General features: G+C 39.6%; 19 protein-coding genes and 1 pseudogene. 5 read left to right on the forward strand and 15 right to left on the reverse strand.

Features of this window, described 5'->3' with window-relative positions; genetic code table 11:
- On the reverse strand, window positions 1–981 hold the full coding sequence (locus BOD01S_RS01165) for a BMP family lipoprotein (protein WP_036154851.1): 981 nt from the start codon (window positions 979–981) through the stop codon (window positions 1–3).
- A 569-nt stretch (window positions 982–1,550) separates the two neighbouring features.
- Here BOD01S_RS01165 and BOD01S_RS01170 point away from each other — a divergent pair.
- Window positions 1,551–2,429 (forward strand): DMT family transporter, encoded by an 879-nt coding sequence (locus BOD01S_RS01170; RefSeq protein WP_036154853.1) that lies wholly within the window; start codon window positions 1,551–1,553, stop codon window positions 2,427–2,429.
- 375 nt (window positions 2,430–2,804) lie between these two features.
- Here BOD01S_RS01170 and BOD01S_RS01175 read toward each other — a convergent pair whose 3' ends face one another.
- Window positions 2,805–3,146: a hypothetical protein gene (locus BOD01S_RS01175; protein WP_036154855.1), complete on the reverse strand. Its 342-nt coding sequence runs from the start codon at window positions 3,144–3,146 to the stop codon at window positions 2,805–2,807.
- Between the two features lie 152 nt (window positions 3,147–3,298).
- Between BOD01S_RS01175 and BOD01S_RS23610 the strand changes: the two are divergent.
- Window positions 3,299–3,502, forward strand: a pseudogene (locus tag BOD01S_RS23610) (IS1595 family transposase); the annotation flags it as partial.
- 17 nt (window positions 3,503–3,519) lie between these two features.
- Entirely contained in the window at window positions 3,520–4,029 is a 510-nt protein-coding gene (locus BOD01S_RS01180; RefSeq protein ID WP_036154857.1) for a DUF3916 domain-containing protein, read from the forward strand.
- A 373-nt stretch (window positions 4,030–4,402) separates the two neighbouring features.
- Here the strand turns inward: BOD01S_RS01180 and BOD01S_RS01185 are convergent, their stop codons facing one another.
- The gene (locus BOD01S_RS01185; RefSeq protein ID WP_233153107.1) at window positions 4,403–5,665 is read right to left on the reverse strand and encodes a helix-turn-helix domain-containing protein; all 1,263 of its coding nucleotides are present in this window, start codon (window positions 5,663–5,665) and stop codon (window positions 4,403–4,405) included.
- 92 nt (window positions 5,666–5,757) lie between these two features.
- On the opposite strand from BOD01S_RS01185, the gene BOD01S_RS01190 reads away from it, so the two are divergent.
- Window positions 5,758–7,053 (forward strand): S8 family peptidase, encoded by a 1,296-nt coding sequence (locus BOD01S_RS01190; protein WP_036154860.1) that lies wholly within the window; start codon window positions 5,758–5,760, stop codon window positions 7,051–7,053.
- Between the two features lie 264 nt (window positions 7,054–7,317).
- On the opposite strand, the gene BOD01S_RS01195 is transcribed toward BOD01S_RS01190, so the two are convergent.
- The 12 genes from BOD01S_RS01195 to BOD01S_RS01250 form a co-directional block, all read right to left on the reverse strand.
- Window positions 7,318–8,136: an SH3 domain-containing C40 family peptidase gene (locus BOD01S_RS01195; RefSeq protein ID WP_036154861.1), complete on the reverse strand. Its 819-nt coding sequence runs from the start codon at window positions 8,134–8,136 to the stop codon at window positions 7,318–7,320.
- Complete coding sequence (locus BOD01S_RS01200) at window positions 8,133–8,918, reverse strand: serine hydrolase (RefSeq protein ID WP_036154863.1); 786 nt, start codon at window positions 8,916–8,918, stop codon at window positions 8,133–8,135. The genes BOD01S_RS01195 and BOD01S_RS01200 overlap by 4 nt, the downstream gene beginning before the upstream one ends.
- A 6-nt stretch (window positions 8,919–8,924) precedes the next feature.
- A complete protein-coding gene (locus tag BOD01S_RS01205) occupies window positions 8,925–9,857 on the reverse strand; it encodes a S66 peptidase family protein (protein ID WP_036154865.1) in 933 nt (310 codons plus the stop codon).
- Complete coding sequence (locus tag BOD01S_RS01210) at window positions 9,858–10,802, reverse strand: ATP-binding cassette domain-containing protein (RefSeq protein ID WP_036154867.1); 945 nt, start codon at window positions 10,800–10,802, stop codon at window positions 9,858–9,860. It abuts the gene before it with no gap.
- A complete protein-coding gene (locus BOD01S_RS01215; protein WP_198948692.1) occupies window positions 10,792–11,853 on the reverse strand; it encodes an ABC transporter ATP-binding protein in 1,062 nt (353 codons plus the stop codon). Before BOD01S_RS01215 ends, BOD01S_RS01210 begins: the two co-directional genes overlap by 11 nt.
- A gap of 12 nt (window positions 11,854–11,865) precedes the next feature.
- Window positions 11,866–12,840 (reverse strand): ABC transporter permease, encoded by a 975-nt coding sequence (locus BOD01S_RS01220; RefSeq protein ID WP_036154871.1) that lies wholly within the window; start codon window positions 12,838–12,840, stop codon window positions 11,866–11,868.
- Window positions 12,840–13,784 carry an ABC transporter permease gene (locus BOD01S_RS01225; RefSeq protein WP_036154873.1) on the reverse strand — a complete coding sequence of 315 codons (945 nt, stop codon included), beginning with the start codon at window positions 13,782–13,784 and terminating at the stop codon, window positions 12,840–12,842. The genes BOD01S_RS01220 and BOD01S_RS01225 overlap by 1 nt, the downstream gene beginning before the upstream one ends.
- Before the next feature lie 134 nt (window positions 13,785–13,918).
- Entirely contained in the window at window positions 13,919–15,739 is a 1,821-nt protein-coding gene (locus BOD01S_RS01230; protein WP_036154875.1) for a peptide ABC transporter substrate-binding protein, read from the reverse strand.
- Between the two features lie 110 nt (window positions 15,740–15,849).
- A complete protein-coding gene (locus BOD01S_RS01235) occupies window positions 15,850–16,917 on the reverse strand; it encodes a dipeptide epimerase (protein WP_036154877.1) in 1,068 nt (355 codons plus the stop codon).
- 23 nt (window positions 16,918–16,940) lie between these two features.
- A complete protein-coding gene (locus tag BOD01S_RS01240) occupies window positions 16,941–17,735 on the reverse strand; it encodes a M55 family metallopeptidase (RefSeq protein ID WP_036154880.1) in 795 nt (264 codons plus the stop codon).
- Window positions 17,732–18,265 carry a M15 family metallopeptidase gene (locus BOD01S_RS01245; RefSeq protein WP_081977963.1) on the reverse strand — a complete coding sequence of 178 codons (534 nt, stop codon included), beginning with the start codon at window positions 18,263–18,265 and terminating at the stop codon, window positions 17,732–17,734. The genes BOD01S_RS01240 and BOD01S_RS01245 overlap by 4 nt, the downstream gene beginning before the upstream one ends.
- A 456-nt stretch (window positions 18,266–18,721) precedes the next feature.
- Entirely contained in the window at window positions 18,722–19,777 is a 1,056-nt protein-coding gene (locus BOD01S_RS01250; protein WP_036154884.1) for a DmpA family aminopeptidase, read from the reverse strand.
- A gap of 275 nt (window positions 19,778–20,052) precedes the next feature.
- Between BOD01S_RS01250 and BOD01S_RS01255 the strand changes: the two genes are divergently transcribed.
- A complete protein-coding gene (locus BOD01S_RS01255) occupies window positions 20,053–20,337 on the forward strand; it encodes a hypothetical protein (protein WP_036154886.1) in 285 nt (94 codons plus the stop codon).
- Window positions 20,338–20,753: the final 416 nt, after the last annotated feature.

Here is a 20,753-nt window from a genome sequence, read left to right on the forward strand (position 1 = left end):
CTATTCAGTAATTGTCACGCTTCCATCGGAAAGCTCTTCCTGCAGTGTATCGATTTGTTTTTGCTCTTGAGCTGTGAGTGGTAAAACACGAATAGGTGCAAGGCTCACACCCTCTTCTTTAATGCCCAGCAATTTGTTTTTCTCCGACAGTTTCCCTGACTTCACCATTTCCTCAATCGATTGATAAACAGCTGTATCCACACGTTTTAACATCGAAGATACGACAGTATTTTCAGCCAGGAAAAACTGGTCACTATCTACACCGAATGCATAAACGCCTGCTTCCTGTGCGGCTAAAATGGATCCGATACCCGTAAAGCCGGCCGCTGGATATAAAAAGTCAGCACCTTGTGCAATCATATCCCGTGCAATAGAAGCGCCTAAGCTGTCATCTCCAAAACTGCCTGCATAAACGGACAATATTTTGGCCTCGGGATTTACATGCTTAACACCTGCAGTAAAACCCTGCTCAAATCGATGGATTACAGGACTATCGACCCCGCCTATAAACCCGACCGTACCGGTTTTTGATTTCATTGCGGCAAGAGCTCCTAATAAATAGGAACCCTCGTCCTCCTTAAATGTCACATTATGAATATTTGGAACCTCTGACACAGCATCAATTAATAAAAACTGCTGCTGTGGATGCTTCGAAGCGACAGCCTCCATCTCCTCCTGTATAGCAAATCCTAACCCGATAATGAGATCCTGTCCTTCTGCCACAAGCTCTTCCAAGCCTTGCTCATATGTACCTGACTCCTCCAGCTCCCGGTAATCAAAGGAAACATTCAGTTCATCACGTGCCTTTTCCATCCCTTCAAAGGCAATATCAGAAAACGATTGATCGCCGAGCCCCGCCTCTGACAGCATGATCCCCACTTTCAGGCTCTGTTCCTCAGTTGTTTTTTCCTTGTCACCGGAGCATCCGGAAAGCCCGACGATAACCAAAATACTCAACGATAAAATCCAGATCTTTTTCATATAATCAGTCCTTATTTTTTAGTACATCAGACATCTGACAATTTCCATCTGCCTGAAGATTCATAGTATAATGGTCTGTTATATAAATAAAGTTAAAATAGTCCTATTTTATTACCATATAATGTACTAACCCACTAATATGGATTTATTTAATTAGATTAGCAAATTATTTTAGCATATTTAGTAAACTCAGCTTTGTAATAGATTGCTGTACCAATGCCTTCGTTTATGTATTATGACTGTGTTAAAAGAATACGTGCTTAGTTTTTCATCTACAGCGGCTAGATAATCAGCAGGCTGAATCTTTGATGATAAGCTTCGTCGGCTTGAGAAGTAAAGAATAATGATGAAGTTTACTTCGCCGAAATATTCAGTAATTAATACCGATTTTCTATTCAAATGATTATTTTTATTTTATAATTTTAAAGACTTATATAGATTGGAGTGGATTTATATGATGTTTTCTCCATTATTTGAACATGATGTACCAGCAATCCTTCTTCCTTAACGGTTGAAGAGCTTTTCTCCGTTAAGGACATAGATTTCTATGATAAACGGAGGAAAAAAACATGAATCATAAAAACAAAATAGTAGGTGCCTTATTCTTATCACTTGCAGCGAGTATATGGGGCGCCATGTATGTTGTCGTAAAAGTGGTTGTCGAAGTTGTGCCGCCGCTTGAGCTTGTGTGGATGCGTTATTTGATTGCCGTCGTAACACTTGCTGTTATCGGTTTTTGTCTGAAACAATCCTGGCGTATTGCTAAAAAGGATTGGCTAATCATTTTTCTTGTAGGTCTTATCGGGAATACTATATCGATCGTCACGCAGGAAATGGGCACAATGTTGTCTACTGCTCAAATGGGTGCCATCATTACATCAACAACGCCTGCTTTTATGGTAATCTTTGCACGTTTTATTTTGAAAGAAAAAATTACGATGAAAAAATGTCTTTCTATTCTACTAGCCACAGCCGGTGTCTTCATGATCGTTGGTAACGGACAAGTAGATAAAACACAGCAGCTGGGCGGCTTCTTCCTACTGATAGCCGCATTAACATGGGCATTGATGTCAGTGCTAATCAAAAAAGTCCCTGCCCATTATTCCCAAATAGTCATCACTACTTACTCATCCTTGATAGCTGTTATCTTATTAACGCCGCTAGTGCTGCCACGGCTGAATAATCTAGATTTATCGAGTGTTTTACAGCCTACTATTTCAGGGGGCCTACTATATCTAGGCATTGTCTCTACAGCTGGCGGGTTTTTCCTATGGAACAAAGGTCTTCAATTGATGAATGCTTCCAGCGGAGGATTATTCTTTTTCTTCCAGCCGATTGTCGGCACATTTTTAGGCTGGTTATTATTAGGGGAAACAATCGGGGTTTCCTTCTGGATAGGTACCATTTTAATTTTCAGCGGCGTGTTTGTAGTTATAAAAGACGAATAATACGGAGGGAAAGCGCGCTCTTTTAAAAAGGAGGCGCGCTTTTTCCTTATTTTAATATATTACATAATTCACCATACACGATTGCTAATACCCTTCATCAAAAACATATCTAACTCTGTACTCCACATATTGAAGGACTGTTTGATACAGTATTTATCATAGAAAAAACCATCTACAATATCGTAAATGGTTTCATTGTGGCTTGAAGCAGCTAAACCCTTTCGTGATGATGTAACTACTGCTTCAAAGATATAGAGCCGCTCCGCCCTACCTCATATGGAACAAGGAATTTTCTAAGACAAATACCGTTTTATTATATCTATTACGTCCGCCTTATTTTTTACGTATTATTTATTTCTCAAATGAACATATTTTTTACTTTATCTCATTAAGTATTCTTGCTATTTTATATTCCCCTTTTATTTCTATAGCTATTACGCTATCAATATTATTCGTAATTTCCCTATTTTTTATTTTGTATAGATTAGTACCTTCACTAAGCCTGTAGCCCTCCTCGTGTTTAGTAGGTAATTCTTTTGTTTGCAGCATAATTTCCCCGATCTTTTCTTCCAATTCACTCTTATTTATTGGTTCATTTGTGACAAAATAATTATTTCCATTCCAATTGAAAACCGGATTTGATAATTTATCACTTTCATTACAACCATTTAATAATATTAGAGTAAAAAATAAAGAAAATACTATTACCTTCCTCATCAAATGTTTCCCTCCTTATAAAAAGGTTTTGTTAAATAACTCTGTGGACATTTGTATAAAAAGAAAAATCGTTCTACAATTTAAGGAAAAGTATGATTGTGAATGATACGAATGGCTTTGAGAGAGATTATTAAAGAGATTGACGGACTAAGCACAGCCGTCTTAAATGCTGGGTTGACCATTTTAATGGTATGGCGCCAAAATACCTCGACCATTATTTGAGTTGGTCTCGATTCTCAAACATAATTAAGCATCGTCATGACAATCCCACTATTAGTAAGATGAATGTTGATGGCTGTTTATTCTCAACTAAAACAATATATGAAGAACTTAGAACAAGCAGTTATAGTAAATAGAAATGAGGAGAAATAGAATGCAGGAAAAAAAAGTTCGAGGTGTTAAACGTAAATCTACTAATATGATTAAGCGTATTGAAGAAGACACATTGGCATTTCCAACAGAGTTTTACAATGGTTATTGGCATCTGCACCTGCCAGTTGCTCAAGACTTTATAAGTTCCGGCAAAACACCCCCAAAAATTAAACGACTCTGCATTCAAACACTATTGGATAGAGCTGAATATCTAATTGGTTTGAAGCCACATGACAAAGAAAAGTATCGGGTAGTAGTGGCAATAGATTTATCTGATTTATGGGGCTCGCAAATTATTGTATTTGAAGGGGACTCCCATTATAAAGGTTTCTTTAACAGGAACGACGAATACCAAAAGTGGCTTCAGCTAGCCGAAGATAGAAACATTCAAACCGAATGGGAATTATCTGTTCCTATCGATTTGCAAATAACAGGTTATAAAGAAGTAATTACTGATGAAGATGGATACTACCATGAAGGTGAGATATGGTTTATTGGGGAATTAAATTAAATGTAAATGGACAACAAAATTCAAGAGTTCCTTGCTATGGCAAGTACAAAGTAATAAATGCGAATCAAAAAAGCCATCCAGCAGCCTGACTACTAGCTGCCGAATGGCTCTTATTATTGCATTGAAATAAAGTTTAATAATTTCGATAATGGCTGTTATGCTTGTCCCTTGTCATGTTATTTAGTAGAGGGTATCTTTTATTTTGTACCTGCGAAGCTTTACTCCCCTTACTATGCCAGGCAATGTTTCACTTAAAATCATACTATGAATTATAGTAAAACTGGCGGATGAATTGGAATAGACATAATGACTACTGCAGCACTCAGTATTAAAAATGATAATCCAGCTTTTTTCTTCATGTTCATACACTCCTTTAGATTTCGATAAATTGCATTGCTTTTTCAAACTTCTTTTCTTGCCGGTAATACTCTCCCAATAAATAAGAAAATTGCTGATGCATTTCTTTTAATTCTTCATTATCTGCTGTGAACGGAATTAACCTCCCTTCTAAAAAATCCATTGCTTTCTTTTTTTCTTCTGTCAGTAAATAGAGATAAAAGGTAGCAAATAGATTAAAACTTAATTTTTTCTTGTTTTTTGCTTCTTCCTTCAGAACAGTAAAGGTTTTTATGCTCTTCTCTACTTGTTCTAAGCGGAATTGTGTAACACCTAAGTTATATAGGCAAAGCAGATAATGCTCACAGTTCTTTGACATCAACGAAGCGCTTTTCTCAAAGTAATTTAATGCATTATCATACTCCCCTCTCCTTTGGTATAAATCTCCCAAATTGTGATATATCGCAGGTAATAGCTGCTGCTGCTGTAAGAGCTCCACATTTCTTACTAGATGTTCATAGATTTCTATTGCTTCATGAAACACCTTCCCACGAGAGTAATTGAGTGCGAGAGACATTAATGTATAAACAATTCTTTTAAAATTGAATTGGTCCTTATAGAATTGAAGAGCTTTTTTTCCATAAATAATTGCTTGGCTTGGTTCTTCTAACCGCCCCTTTATTAAAGCAAAATGGTAGTAAAACTCTCCTTCTAGTGACCCTAGTTCTGGATGTGTTTGAAGTATTTGAGTTAGTTCTGTAGCCGCTTCCTCATATTTACCTTTTGTTATTAAAACTAATGCATCATAATATAAATGTAAATACCTTTCATGTTGGGAAAAATTTTGCCGGTGGGCATTTAGCCATCTTAATTGATTTTCTGCCAATTTAAGCTCGTTAACAAACACATAATAACGTAGTTTATAAAGCTCATATAAATATATAGATTCCGTAAAACCAATTATTTCTTCGTACTCTTTTAATCTGCCCATTGTCTCTTCTACTTTCTCGTTCTCTAAGTAATTGATATGTCTTTGTAAATCATTTAATAGCCGAACAATCTGTTGTTCGCTATTCTCAACATCGTGGATATCAATGTTTAACCGTTCCAGCAATAGACGTATCGTCTCGCTATTTGCTTCTTTATTATTATTTTCAATTTTACTTAAATGAGGAATTGAACAAATCCCCATCGCCACTGAATTCTGTGTCATTCCTCGTTTTGTACGGTAATACTTAATTAATGATCCCATTTTCATCCTGATCCCCTCCTCTCTCAAATGTCTATTTTTTACATTCATTATACTCAAATTTTTCCCAATAATCAAAAAACTGAAAGTATGATAGATTCAAATTGTAGTACAAAAACTAATTTGAAAAGGGGTTAGGTCGAATGAAGAAAATGAAAAGTACGTTGCTTAGTCTTTTGATTGCAGGGGCAGTAATAAATCCGGTGCATGCGACAACTATGAATGGCGATAGCAGCTCGAGAAACGACGATAGCCTGGAAACATTCCGTGTTTATGTGGAGGCAAACAACCCATCCTCAAAGTCCACATTACAAGCTCAATATTCACCTCGTTGGGAATTAACAGAGAACGGCTTTTCAACTGATATGAATGAAAAGCAATTCGAAGCATTGCAGAATAATAAAAACTTCACGGTTACAAAGGTTCCTATTGTCACATTAGACACGGTAGACTTAGAAAATGATAATATGATAGAAAATGAAGTAACAGATTCGACTATTGCTGCGAGAGCCTCTCAACAATTACCTTGGGGAATAAAAGCCATTTATAACAATAACAATTTAACGTCTACTTCTGGAGGAAGCGGCATTAATATTGCTGTACTCGATACGGGTGTCAACACTTCTCATGCTGACCTTGTCAATAACGTAGAGCAATGTAAAGACTTTACAGGTGCGACAACGCCTATTAACAACAGCTGTACAGACAGAAACGGTCATGGCACGCACGTTGCCGGTACAGCATTAGCTGATGGAGGAAGCGATAAAGGCGGCGTTTACGGTGTTGCGCCAGATGCAGATCTTTGGGCTTACAAAGTGCTAACAGATAGCGGCTCTGGATACTCAGATGATATTGCTGCTGCTATCCGACACGCAGCTGATCAAGCAACAGCTACAGGTACGAAAACAATCATCAGTATGTCACTAGGTTCTTCAGCGAATAACAGCCTCATTTCAAGCGCTGTCAATTATGCATACAGCAAAGGTGTGCTAGTAATTGCTGCAGCCGGTAATTCGGGCTATGCGCAAGGAACAATTGGTTACCCTGGGGCATTACCAAATGCTATCGCCGTTGCTGCTCTAGAAAATGTACAGCAAAATGGGACGTACCGTGTAGCTGACTACTCTTCACGCGGCTATGCATCGACAGCTGGGGATTATGTAATCCAGCAAGGGGATATTGAAATCTCAGCTCCTGGTTCATCCGTTTATTCTACATGGTATAACGGCGGTTATAATACAATTAGCGGCACATCAATGGCTACTCCTCACGTTTCAGGTTTAGCTGCAAAAATCTGGGCTGAAAATCCGTCCTGGTCACATACGCAATTGCGCTCTAATCTACAAGCGAGAGCAAAAGCGGTAGATATTAAAGGTGGTTATGGTGCTGCTACTGGCGATGACTACGCTTCAGGATTTGGATTTGCCCGCGTTCAATAATTAATATAATCAGCTCACACTAATAATAGCAGTACAAACCATAGACTTGGTTTGTACTGCTATTTCTGGTAACCTACTGTTTCGGTTCGGATACCTGCAGGTAAGTTTCCCATAAATAAAATCCAAGCTTTATTAAATGGAGCTTGGATTTTGACCTTCCACTTAGTAAACTTCCCGTTATTTTCTTACGGTCTCTCAAGTTCATTCAAAGTGTCTATCTTATAGCGTACACTTTACATCAGGATCAGACCTTTCCCCTCCTGCCTATTGTGCAAACAAGCTGCCAACCGCTGTAATCGTTGTGGCTAGATCTTCACGATAGTCAGGGTGCTGTTTGTCTAGACTATTAATACTCACTTCATTCCCACCGAGAGAAGAATGCACATACTTGTTATCACCGATGTACATGGCGATATGCCCCGGGAAATACAGCAGGTCCCCTCGCTGTATTTGTTCAATAGAAATCTCCTTGATCGGGAAACCATCCTCAATGCGCGCATCCCGGTAAATATACACACCGTTTAACATATAAGCCATCGAACATAGACCGGAGCAGTCAATACCAAGGGGTGATTTCCCTCCCCAGCGATATGGTGTTTTTATATAGCTAAGAGCTGTTTGAACAACTCCTTCTCGCAATTGTTTTTCAGATAGTTGATGGTCATTTATTTTATGGCGAATCCACATTCTGCGCGTATAACCGATTTCCCCCGTCGCTAGTTGAACTGCTGCCCACTCTTTGTCAATATCATCATTTGGTATGTAACGAATGAGAGAACCTTTAACGAGTGTTGTTATTTTTGAACTTTGAATACGAGGTTCGTGTAGTACATCTGCAAAGCTTTGATGAACGACATAAGCGGCTTCATTTGCCCACATATTTACTTGCGATTCATCTATTAATAAATGCATCTTTTGACAATACCCTTCATACTGGTAAGCTGTTCGGACAAGTACCCAATCGCTATCAGGCTCATCTATTATGTGTACAGCCATCCCATAAAGTACCTCATCTATTAATTCAGCTGATAGATGAGGTTCAGCGTGTAAATTGGCAATCATCGCTTTCACAATCGCTTTCATTCCAGCACTCCTTTCTGTGTAACGACCTGCTCATAAACAGCTTTCGATAGACGGCCAATGAATTGCCTTGCTTCGTCATTATTCGTTACCTCCGTGACGAAAACACCAATAATATAATCATTCACATGATTGAAAACAATGCCTACATCATGATCTACCGAATCGAGACCGCCTGTTTTATGGGCTATATGAATATCCTCTACTAAATAACGTGTAAGTGATTCATGTACACGCTGGCGGCTTAAAATATCAATGGCTAATGTACTGAAAGGCACTGACAATAAGTCCTGCCTATAAATACGGGTGAAAAGATGAGCCATATCCCGCGCAGTGGTCACATTATCAAATCCGCTTTCCAGTCGGACAAAGTCCATCATTTTCCGCTGCAATGTTGTATGCGTGAGACCGATTTTCCCGAAATACGTATTCAGCGCATCCATCCCGAGATAATCAATTAACACATTTGTTGCCGTATTATCACTCGTAATAATCATCCATACTAACAGTTCATATAATGTGCTCTCGTTTAGCTGCTGCTCCGTGATGACACTAAAGTCAACACGGTTTTCACTTTGTATTTGAATGACCTCATCAAGTGATCGTTCATGGCGTTCCACATGATCCAATACGGCTATTAAAATGGGAACCTTGATTAAACTAGCACTGGAAAACACTTCGTCAATCAGCAGACTATGAAAATAGCCTTTTGCTTTTGCATCTTTCACAAAAAGGTGTACTTTATAAGGACAAGTTTGCAGCAGCTGCTCAATCATTCTGTTCATTATCATTTACTCCACAACTTTAATGATCTGTGAGTCTGCGTTCAAGTGAATCGTGCGCCCTAATGGCAGAGACATAGTCGGTAAACAATGACCACACGTAACATCCATTACAGCCGGTTTGTTCAGCGGTACAATAATTTCATTAAAAATGGTTGGTAATGATAAGCTGCGCTCAGGATGTTCCGGATTTTCAGGCCCGCAATTTGTCCAAGCACCTAACAAAAACCCTGCTGCATCATCAAGTTTGCCTGCTAATTGTAATTGCGTCAGCATACGATCTACACGCTGCTCGTTTTCATCGATATCCTCTAAAAATAGTATTTTCCCCTTTGTATCAATCTCATATGGTGTACCGAGCGAGGCTGTAATTAATGTCAAATTCCCTCCAATAAGCTGACCTGTTGTCTCACCGCCTACTAATGTTGTCATTGGCCGCTCTGGTGGATTTGCAAGAAGATGCCCGCTCCAGTCTGTATTTGTTACATTATGAATAAAATAATTCCACGTATAGTCATCCATTTTGGATTGAATAAATTCAGTAGAAGGCATAGGCGTATGATACGTCACGAAATTGCCTATTTGATTAAAGACAATATGCAGAGCAGTGACATCGCTATATCCCGCAAATACTTTCGGATTTTTTTTAATCATGTCTAAATCGAGAAGCGGCAAAATTTTTGTCGCGCCATAGCCCCCCCGAATACAAAAAATACCGTCGATTGCAGGATCACTAAACATTTGATTGACTTCTTTTGCACGCAGTTCGTCTGAGCCCGCCAAATAGCCATGTCTTTCGCGGCAAGTTTCCCCAACGACTACTTTAAACCCCAGTTTTTCAACGCTTTCAATCGCTTGCTGCAATTTTTCAGGCGGTGTAGCGCTTGAAGCACTAATGAGGCCAATTGTATCGCCTTGCTTTAACGGTTTAGGTATTTGCATTTAAGAAACCCCCATCTTTTTTGTTGTTCGATAACGTTCAATTTCCTCTTCATTTGCCAGCACAAAATGCCCTTTCTCTACTTCCATAAATGATGGAGGATGCGTATCATACTGATGCTGTGTCGGATCATAGATCTCGACTATTTTGCCGCGCTCCTTGTATGGATTCGGCTCCGGTACAGCAGACAGTAATGTGCGTGTATATGGATGAATCGGGTTGGAGAATAGCTTTTCTGTTTCGGCCAATTCCACAATATTCCCTTTATAAATAACAGCTGTGCGGTCAGAAATAAAGCGAACAATGGATAAGTCATGCGCGATAAATAAATACGTTAAATTATTTTCCTCTTGCAGGCTCGAGAGCAAGTTTAATACTTGTGCACGAATCGAAACGTCCAGTGCGGATATCGGTTCATCTGCAATAATAAACTCGGGCTCCATCACGAGCGCTCGGGCGATTCCGATGCGCTGACGCTGCCCCCCTGAAAACTCATGAGGGAAGCGGCTGGCAAACTCAGGCAATAGCCCTACGTTCAACAGGGCATTACGTATTTTTTGCTGGCGATCAGCCTCATTTTTATAGTTTTTTGTATTAGCAAGACCTTCTGAAATAATATAATCTACTTTCGCTCGCTCATTAAGAGATGCCATTGGATCTTGGAAAATCATTTGAATTTTTTGCGTGATTTCACGGTCCCATACTTTTGGGATACGACCATTAATTGGTTTGCCATGGAACAGAATCTGACCGTCCGACACTTCATTAATCCGCATAATCGCTCTGCCAATCGTTGTTTTCCCAGAGCCCGATTCACCGACTAAACTAAATGTTTCGCCTTTATAAATATCGAAGCTCACATCATTAATAGCAACGAACTTATTTTTTCCTTTTCCAAACACTACTTTTAAGTTTTTCACTTCAATTAATTTTTCTCTACTGTTCATTCGCGTAACTTCTCCCTTCCTCAAAAAATGCCAGCAATGCTTCCGGAAGCTCTACTTTTGGCGAGCGAGGATCGAGCAGCCATGTACGCGCATAATGTGTATCACTTACTTTAAAGAAAGGAGGACGTTCAACAAAATCTATTTTCAGCGCGTATTGATTACGTGGCGCAAATGCGTCTCCCTTTATTTCTTTAAATAGGTTAGGAGGCGTCCCTTTTATCGAAAAAAGCTGTTCTCCCTTCGAGCCAAGCTGCGGCAATGACGAAATAAGCGCCCATGTATAAGGATGTTTCCCATCAAAAAATACTTCATGAGCCTTCCCTACTTCAATAATGTCCCCGGCATACATAACGGCAATACGATCGGCAACTTTCGCAACCACGCCTAAATCATGCGTAATATACACAGTCGTTAAGCCGTATTTCTTTTGGAGATTTTTTAACAGCTGTAAAATCTGTGCCTGAATCGTTACGTCCAATGCTGTCGTTGGCTCATCACAGATTAATATTTTCGGGTTGCAAGCAAGCGCAATGGCAATGACGATACGCTGGCGCATGCCCCCGGAAAATTCATGAGGGTACTGCTTGTAGCGTTTTTCTACATCGTATATACCGACATCCGTTAGTAATTTTAGTGTTACATGATAAGCTTCTTTCCCTTTTAGGCCCTGATGCAGCACGACACATTCTTCAATTTGTTTGCCGATCGTTTTCAATGGATTTAATGATGTCATTGGGTCTTGGGTAACCATCGCGATTTCTTTCCCGCGAATTTTCAGCCAGTCTTCTTCGGTTTTAAATCCGGCTAAATCCATATCGTTGTAAAGTATTTGGCCTTGGTCTATATAGCCGTTTTTATCAAGTAAGCCCATTATGGATTTAACTAGCACCGATTTACCCGAGCCGGATTCACCAACGATAGCAAGGCTTTCCCCTTTATAAAGGTCGAGAGATATATCACGAATAGCCTTTAATACTTGACCACGTAATGTGAATTGTATGACTAGATTTTGTATGGATAATATACGTTCCTGCGGATGATTTGCTTCCATCATAATTCCCCTTTATACGTGATTTTTTGGATCTGCCGCATCTGCAAATGAGTTCCCAATAATATAAAATGCAATCGTAATGACACTTAACACAATACTTGGGAAGATGAGCTGATAACGCAGGTCTGGTGACATCATCAGCACACGCCCTTCATTAATGAGATTTCCTAATGATGGCTCACTGATTGGTAAACCTAGACCGATATATGTTAAAAATACTTCTGCGCCTATGGCAAACGGAATGGCTAAGCTCATCCGCAGCATAATGACAGAAATTAAGTATGGTAATAAGTTTCGCAGAATAATGCGGTAGCCAGGCGTTCCTAAACATTTCGATGCTAAATTGTATTCGCGATCTCGCAGTATGACAATTTGATTTCGTATAAAACGTGCCATTTCAACCCATCCGGTTATACACATCGCGATAATAATCGTGGAAATGCTCGGCCGTAAAATATAAGACATTAAAATCAGGACGATTGTCGTCGGTATATTATCTACTACGTTATACAGCTGGGTAATAGGCATTTCAAGCTTGCGGGAAAAGCCCCAAAGCGTACCAATTGTAATGCCGACAACCGCTTCGACTAACGCTACAATACAACCGATAAATAAAGATGTGCGGGTACCAGCCCAAATACGGGACCATAAATCCTGCCCGATGGAGTTCGTACCAAACCAAAATTCAGCGCCTGGAGCTATATTCCGTGCCTGGGATCCAGTCTCAGCATCTAAATAGATTTCTGTCGGCGATTTTTGGCCTGGTAAAATTGGCTGTAAAATGGTAAATGCTACGATAATAAAAACAGCTACTAATAAGAAGACAGCGATTCGATTTTTCAAAAAGGATTTCCATGTTGAACGCCAATATGAATAATTCGAGTAAGCTGTTTCTTCGGCTTTTGCATCGTCTGCTACAGCAAACTGAAATAACTCTTCACTTGATTTGTCTGAGATATTGTTGATTTCTTTTGTAAAGATTCCCATTAGCGTACACTCTCCCCTTTACCTAATTTAATACGCGGGTCCACAAGTGCCATTGCAATATCACCTAAAATGAGGCCGAGAATTCCAAGTGATGAAAAGACGAGTACAAGTCCTTGCACAACGGTATTGTCCTGACGCTGAATGGCATCAACGAGTAACCCCCCCATGCCGGGAATCGAATACAGCGATTCAATATAGATGGAGCCTGTAATCGTAAATAAAATAGTTGCGGGTAAGTATTGTGCCATTGGAATAAACGCATTACGCAATACATGACTGAACATAAGTGTTCGCTCTTTTACCCCTTTTGCCCGTGCCAGCTTAATATAGTCTTTGTTAAGTTCATCTACCATATAGCGCCGCATCCACATAGCATAAGAAGCTGTAGGCGCTAGTGCCATTGATAAAAGCGGTAAAACCCAGCTGATTGGATTGTATTCGTCAAACAGCATAGGCAATTTAAAAATGTCGGTAATATACATTTGGATGAATAAGTAGTAAACTGCTGCTGGTACAGCGACAACAAAGACGATGTAGCCGGTTCCTAAACGGTCCAGCCAGCGACCTTTCATTTGTGCCATCAGAATACCGAGCGGCACCCCTAAAAGAAGCGACAGAGCGACTGCACCGAGACCGAATAATAGCGAATACATAATTTTATCCCCGATAATCGATGTAACTGGGACATCTGTACGATAATTAACGGATTTGCCTAAATCCCCTTGAAATAAATCTCCGTAAAAATTGCCCAATTGCACGATTAATGGATCACGTAACCCCAAATTCGTTAAATAAATCTCCTGCTGCTCAAATGACATTTTCTCTGCAGCGGCCCCTAAATACCCCTCTTCAGGCATTAAGCGCAGCAGCGAGAAAACAATCGTAATAATAATAAATAGTGTCAAAATCGACTGTAGCAATCGCTTTCCTATGTACCAAAACATAGCTTTCAACCTCCAAACTATTAGTAGAATGAGAAAGAATGAAGGAGATGCGGAAATATCTCATTCCGGTCATCTCCTTCGTAATGAACAATCATAATTAGCCGCAAGTTGCTACTAATAATTTTTTGTGGTTCTTAATTTGCCGCTTCTGCTAAAGCTTCAGCACGTTTTTGCTCCCACTCAGCTAAAGCTTTTTTGAACTCATCATTACTCATTGGTTTTTCTAATACTGTTTGACCTTTGAATTTTTCAGATGTTACACCAAATGGAGAGTACTGCGCTTCAAATGGGTTTAATTTTGATGCAACATAACCGCTGCCGCCAACTGCATAAGGAATGACAAATGCTTCCTCGATTAAGAACGCCTCAGCTTTTGCGAATAATTCATAACGTTCTTCAGGGTTCACTGCTGCTTTTGCTGCATCAACTAAAGTTTGATAGGCTGATTTTCCATCACTATCTGTGTAGCCTTCAGCAAGCTCGGGTTTATTGTACGTGCCGCCTTCAGTGAATGGGTCTGTATATGTCGATGGGTCAGCGTAGTCAGGACCCCAGTTTGCTTCTAACAATGCAAATTTACCTGGTTTACGTACTTCTGAAAGGAATCCTGTAGCGGGACCAGCCTCCACAATAATATCGATATAATCTTTCCCTAATAAGTTTTCAAGCTGTTGTTCCACAACTTGTGTACGGTTTGCCCAATCAGGCATGCCTGAGTTGTACGGCATTAATACTTTAATAGGGAAAGTTGCCTTTCCTTCTAGTGCTGTCATCGCTTTTTCCTTATGTTGTAGAGCTAAATCTTTATTGAATGAATCGTTATTTGTAATGTTTGCTAATGGTGCTAATTGTGTATAATCTACCCCTTCAACGTCAACGAAGTTTTTCGGAGTAATGGTATTACTTAACATATCTTGCGGATTGTAAGGCTCTAAAGTCATCATGGCAGATACGCGATCAAGTGCATGATACAGCGATTTACGGAAGTCTTTGTTGTTCACAGCAATCTTCCAGTTTTCAGGCTCATACTCAGCGTCAAATTGCGGATCAAAGTTTAATGCATAGAAATACGTATAGAAATTATTTTGGCTTTGACGAACTTTATCTTTCTTCTCATCATTGTTTAACCATTCGTCAATAATAGAAGTAGGGATGTCTGCTCCATCAATTTCACCGCGTAAAAACAGTTCAGGTGCAACAGTAGCAGCTTCCTTGTTATATTTATAACGAATACGGTCAATCAACACTTTATCTTTATCCCAATACGTCTTATTTTTTACAAGGACACGTTCTTTTTGCGGTTCAAATTTATCTAAAATATAAGCACCGTTATAAAGGAAGTTCTCCCGTGTTGTTCCGAAATCAGTTCCTTTTTCCGCTAAAAACTTACCATTAACAGGGAAGAAACATACATAGTTCAACATAGAAAGGAAGTATGGAGTTGGAGCTTCCAACGTGTACTCCAATGTATGTTCATCTACTGCTTTAATGCCTACTTGGCTAAAGTCTGTCACTTCACCGTTGTAGAAAGCATCCCCGTTTTTGACAACAGTCGCAATCCAAGCCGTGGAAGATTCATTTTTTGCATCAAGTACGTATTGTAAGCCGTCCACAAAATCCTGTGCGACGACATCTGCATATTTTTTGCCGTCATGGGATACCCACTGGGCATCATCACGCAGCTTGAACGTCCAAACTGTCGCATCGTCATTGTGCGACCATTCTGTTGCAAGGCCTGGTTTGACTATGCCATATTCATCATATTCAATCAGCCCATCCACTAAGTTAGCTGCAACGGCAAATTCATTGGTTTCGGAAGTTTTTAAGTAGTTCAACGTTTTAATTTCCCCTGAATACACTGTCCGGTATTCTGTTGTTTCCCCATCTGAGGAATCGCTGCATGCTGCCAGGAAAACTGCAACAAGGCACATCACAAGTAACCAATACTTTTTCATCAAAACCATCCCCCCAGTAATCTCTTTTTTAAAATAATAAAGTATAAGTTTCTGGAGCCTGAACAGTATCTAATTCCAGTGCACAGCCTTTGTCAGACCACTCATACCTTTTATAATGAAAACCCTATTCCAACAGCATCTGTCATCGAAATTTTCTCTTTATCGAATATGGGACCGCCATGAATAGGATCTTTCATACATAAACTTGGACCGTCTAAATCGATCATCGTAATATTTTTCTCAGCTGCCGCGAAATGAGCAGCTGCACTTACGCTGATTTTTGTTTCAAGCATACAGCCAATCATACACTCGATATCATTGGCCTCGGCAATTTGGCAGATTTTCTTCGCTTGATAAATTCCGCCCGTTTTCATGAGTTTAATATTAATTAAATCAGCCGCCCGCTTTTCGATAATGGTCAGGGCATCCTTTGGTGAGAATACACTTTCGTCTGCTAAAATATTCGTGAGTGTATGCTTCGTTACATATTGCATGCCAGCTAAGTCACTATAGTGAACAGGCTGCTCTACTAATTGAATATTCGTGTCAGCATCTTCCAGTGTTCCAATAATGCGTACTGCTTGTTTTGCTGTCCAGCCTTGATTGGCATCCACACGAAGCGTAATGTGAGGTCCGACTGCTTCCCGGATCGCCCTCACACGTTCGACATCACCAAGTGGATCTTTGCCGACCTTTACTTTAAGAATGGTAAAACCCCGTTCTACTGCCGCTAGGCTATCCTTCACCATCTCCTCTTTGTCATTGACGCTAATCGTTATATCCGTGACTAATTCTTTTCGATAGCCGCCTAATAGTTGATAAAGAGGAGCGTTATACCGCTTGGCGTATAAATCATAAATAGCCATATCAACCGCTGCTTTTGCACTCGTATTTTGATAGATACATTGATTTAGCCGATACATTATTTGCGCGATGTCCTCAATATCCATCCCTTTAATGGCAGGCTTTATATATTCCTCTATCGCATAAAGTATGGAGCCGCGTGTTTCTCCCGTAATGACGGCGGTCGGTGCTGCTTCACCAATACCTATCTGCCCATCATCTGTATGCACATAAACAGCTATATTTTGAATGCTATGTACTGTACGAAGCGCTGTTTTAAAAGGGGTAATAAGCGGTGCCTCGACATTTGCCACGACAATATCTTTAATAATCATTTCATCACCTGCTGTCTTCGTTATTATGTTAAAAACTGAAGAATACGTAACACTTCAAAATAATTATCCGTTACAAATTCAACCGTGTTATGAGGCTTAAATGTCGCACCTGGATAAAATGAATTACGATAAGCGCGTGTATGATCACGATATATAATTTCAACGACAAAACGTTCAGGTAATGGTACTTGTAATGTGTCACGTTCAACATGCATAGACTGCTCAACAAGTTTCTTCGTTTCTGAAATCGTCAGCTGCGGGCTGACGCTGATTGTCGCGTTTCCGATTCCTTCCTTTGTCGCAAATGTGATAATATTGCGATTCACGCTATAAATTTCTTCTGTCAATCCAACATCTCCACTGACGAATGCAACTGGCACACCATGCAGAGCGGCTGCGTAAGTATTAATTAAAAATTCACTCGCATATTCACCGTTAATTTTTACATCTGCAAATGTGCAAAGTGTATGTGCCAGCGGGTTACGCTCACTGCCGCCTTTGCTGTGATAGCCGATGAAGACAGCGCGATCAAAGCTTTTATCCAGCCCAGCTACCATGCACATCGGGTCATATGTCCAACCGCGAATGATTTTGCAGTTAACAGGTAAGTTTGCAATATGGATATTACGTGCAGAATCATGTGCATCCTTTAATAGTATTTCTGTAGCACCTCCAGCGATGGCTCCCTCAATAGCTGCTTCTACTTCTTTTGTCATTTGCTGAGAGAAATATTGATAATCAGGAGCGTTCAGCTCCGTTTCACTCCAAACGGTCGTACCTGTAATTCCTTCAATATCCGCACTAATATAAACTTTCATATAAAGCGATACTCCTTTAGCTGATTATTTTGAATTTCCGCTTCAATAGGACCATAAATAGCCTTCTTATTTCCTATACGCCTTGCCCATGAAATATTACCAAAATCGTAGTGCCACCATTCCTCTGAATAATTCATAAAACCAGCTGACGTCATACTATTGTATAGGATTCTGCGGAGGTCACGTACTTCCCTATTTTCCTCAGCATTTTCTTCGTAATAACGGGTTGCCGATTTTTCGTTCATCTCATCGAATGCTGTCCCTAAATGAAGTGCGTTGCCATTTAAATCGCCGATAGTCAGGTCAATAGCACCACCGGTTAAATGAGGAGCAGGATACTCTCTATCTAAACTCGGGAACGCAACATACTTGAGCGTTTCTTGCTTCACTTCCTGCTCTGATAAGGTTGGATACTGTTTTTGTAGTTGAGCTGAAAACTGGTTGAATAAATACTGTTGTACTTGTAGTGGCCGAAAACCGTCATATACGATAAAACTATAATTTTCAGGCAATAAAGAGACTGCCTGCATGAAGCGTTCGTAAGCGCTTTCTCGTAAATAAATGGATCGCAGGCTATTTGGTGCTTTTTGGATATAGTAAATCGGATAAATGAAAACCCTAGGGTGATCCCCTCCAATTTGAATAAGCTGCTCGCCGTTTTCCTGTATTGTTGGCGTATGCTGCTGAGTAGATTGTTTAACAGGATGAATTGGCTTTATTAATTTTTCGCCAATACTGCATCACCTCCATTTCATAAAGCGGGAAAAAGTGACTCTTCATTTAGCGAGGAACCTCCTCATTCCCAACCGACTGATAATCTGGTTATATAACTATATTATTTTAATTATTCTGTTATTTCAGATAATTCGGTTTTTTATTTTACATCCTAGCATACTTCATTATTTTTGACTAGAAAAAAATGTTATTTGAGCCAAATGAAACAGAAAAAAGCTATTAAGATACCGAGGTATCCTTATAGCTTCAGGTTAAGATTCAAATAAATATGCATTCACTACGTGACCGTCACGTCCTGCTGTTGTCTCAGCCTGTGAAAGGGAATTTAGTATCGCCTCCTCTGTTGCTTCAGCGGCAGCAGCAAATAATAGATTCATTATCGAGTGGTCTTCACGTATTTGCACGCGCGTTTCAAGATAATCATTTGTTTTATGAGCGATATGATGAGCTGTTGTGAAGCCAATCACTATGTCACCGCTCCCGTGTGAAAAGTGACTGCCCGTTCGACCTAGACCAATTCCACAGCGTTTAATGACACGTGTAAGCTGTCGGCTGCTAAGTGGTGCATCCGTGGCAAGTACAATAATAATCGAGCCATCTGTAGGAGATAATGTTGATGGCTGCTGAATGGTTGAAACGCGGTAACGCTCTGCAAAAAATTCTGAGCTATATCCGAAATTACTTAACACCATGCAGCCCACTGTAAAGGAAGTGGAATCATTCTCAATAGTCACGACACGTGAAGAAGAGCCGATCCCCCCTTTATAACCAAAGCAAATCATTCCCGTTCCTGCTCCAACAGCACCTTCTTCCGCTGTATCTTCCGTTGCATTTTGTATCGCTTGTATTGCATGATCAGGTGTAACAGGACATTCACGAATAGAGTTTAAATGGCTATCATTGCATTCACCGACAACGATATTAATCGTCCCCGTTGTATCACCTATCTCCTTATTTGTGTCTAACATATATTGCAGAGTACCTTGTGTTACAGCAGGTACACCAAATGTGTTTGTCAGCATAATGGGAGCTTCAATCACACCCAGCTCATTCACTTGTACAAGGCCTGTCGTTTTTCCAAAGCCATTCAGAACATAGGAAGCAGCCGTAACCTTTTGCTGAAATAAGTTTCCGCCATGCGGTAATATGGCTGTTACACCCGTACATGCATAAGCGCCTTCTTGACTAAGTTCTTCTTGAAGCGTTACATGACCTACACGTACACCGGCTATGTCAGTAATACAGTTTTTTTCTCCAACGGGTAATTGACCGATTTTTATTCCCATATCTCTTACTTTCTTTTTCATATAATTACTCTCCTAAAATAGTAGTTTAAACAGGTTCATTATCAAAAGTTTGGAATGACATAATGAATAAAGTCTTTGTTGATTGGAATGGAGTTAGGGTGTAACTATTTACTTCTCTCTTTATCCTCCCTCCTTCAATTTATAATTTTTTATATTGTATAATTTTAACATATAATGAGGTTAAAATATTGTTATCCCCTATTTGAATAGTAGAGGAGGAATTTAGTGGAAGAGAGAAGATTAATAATAACCATTTTTCAGAAAGAGGGAGTTAGATGAATAGTTTTTTCATCATAGTATTGATTGTTTTCATCGTTAGTGCAAATATTATCGGCTTTATCACCTATAGAAAAAAGAAAAATCTATATTCCGCTGCTTTTACAATACTATTACTAGCCGTTTTATTCGGTTCTATAGGAAGTGTATTGGCAGTATTTATTCTCCGTGATGCCTTTGCGATATTTTACGGTATGCAGCTAGGATACTTTTTAATAATAAATAGCCTCATTGTTTTTATTATGGCTATTATCTCAACTTTAGTAAGGAAATATAGCAGCTGAAAAATGTGATTCACGGTTCGTAAAAATCCCCAGTTGGGTTTACTAATGAGGTAGTTTCCCTATTTCAGCGTCGTGCCCTTTAACGGGAAAGATGTACCTAAAAAATATATGCTTTTACCGGTATCATGATTTGCTTCAATTGCGGTCGCAGAGAAAATAGGATTCAGAAAGATATTTACCTATAAAGGCTATGAGTTTCCATTTGAGTAATGGTTCCTTTATCTATCCGAAGAGTATGTTAAGCCGCTTCCATTCAGGGGGCGGCTGTTTTTATCTTCCGCATACAGCAGCTGCTTGTATGGGCAGAACCATCCGTTTCGATTTTCCCTCTCATTGAATCTCTGGCAATTGATTATTCTCAAATTACCGCTTACCTAATATGGTATTATTTTCAATATAAATTGGATTGGAGGCAA

This window comes from Lysinibacillus odysseyi 34hs-1 = NBRC 100172, from assembly GCF_001591965.1.
Classification (GTDB): Bacteria; Bacillota; Bacilli; order Bacillales_A; family Planococcaceae; genus Lysinibacillus_B; species Lysinibacillus_B odysseyi.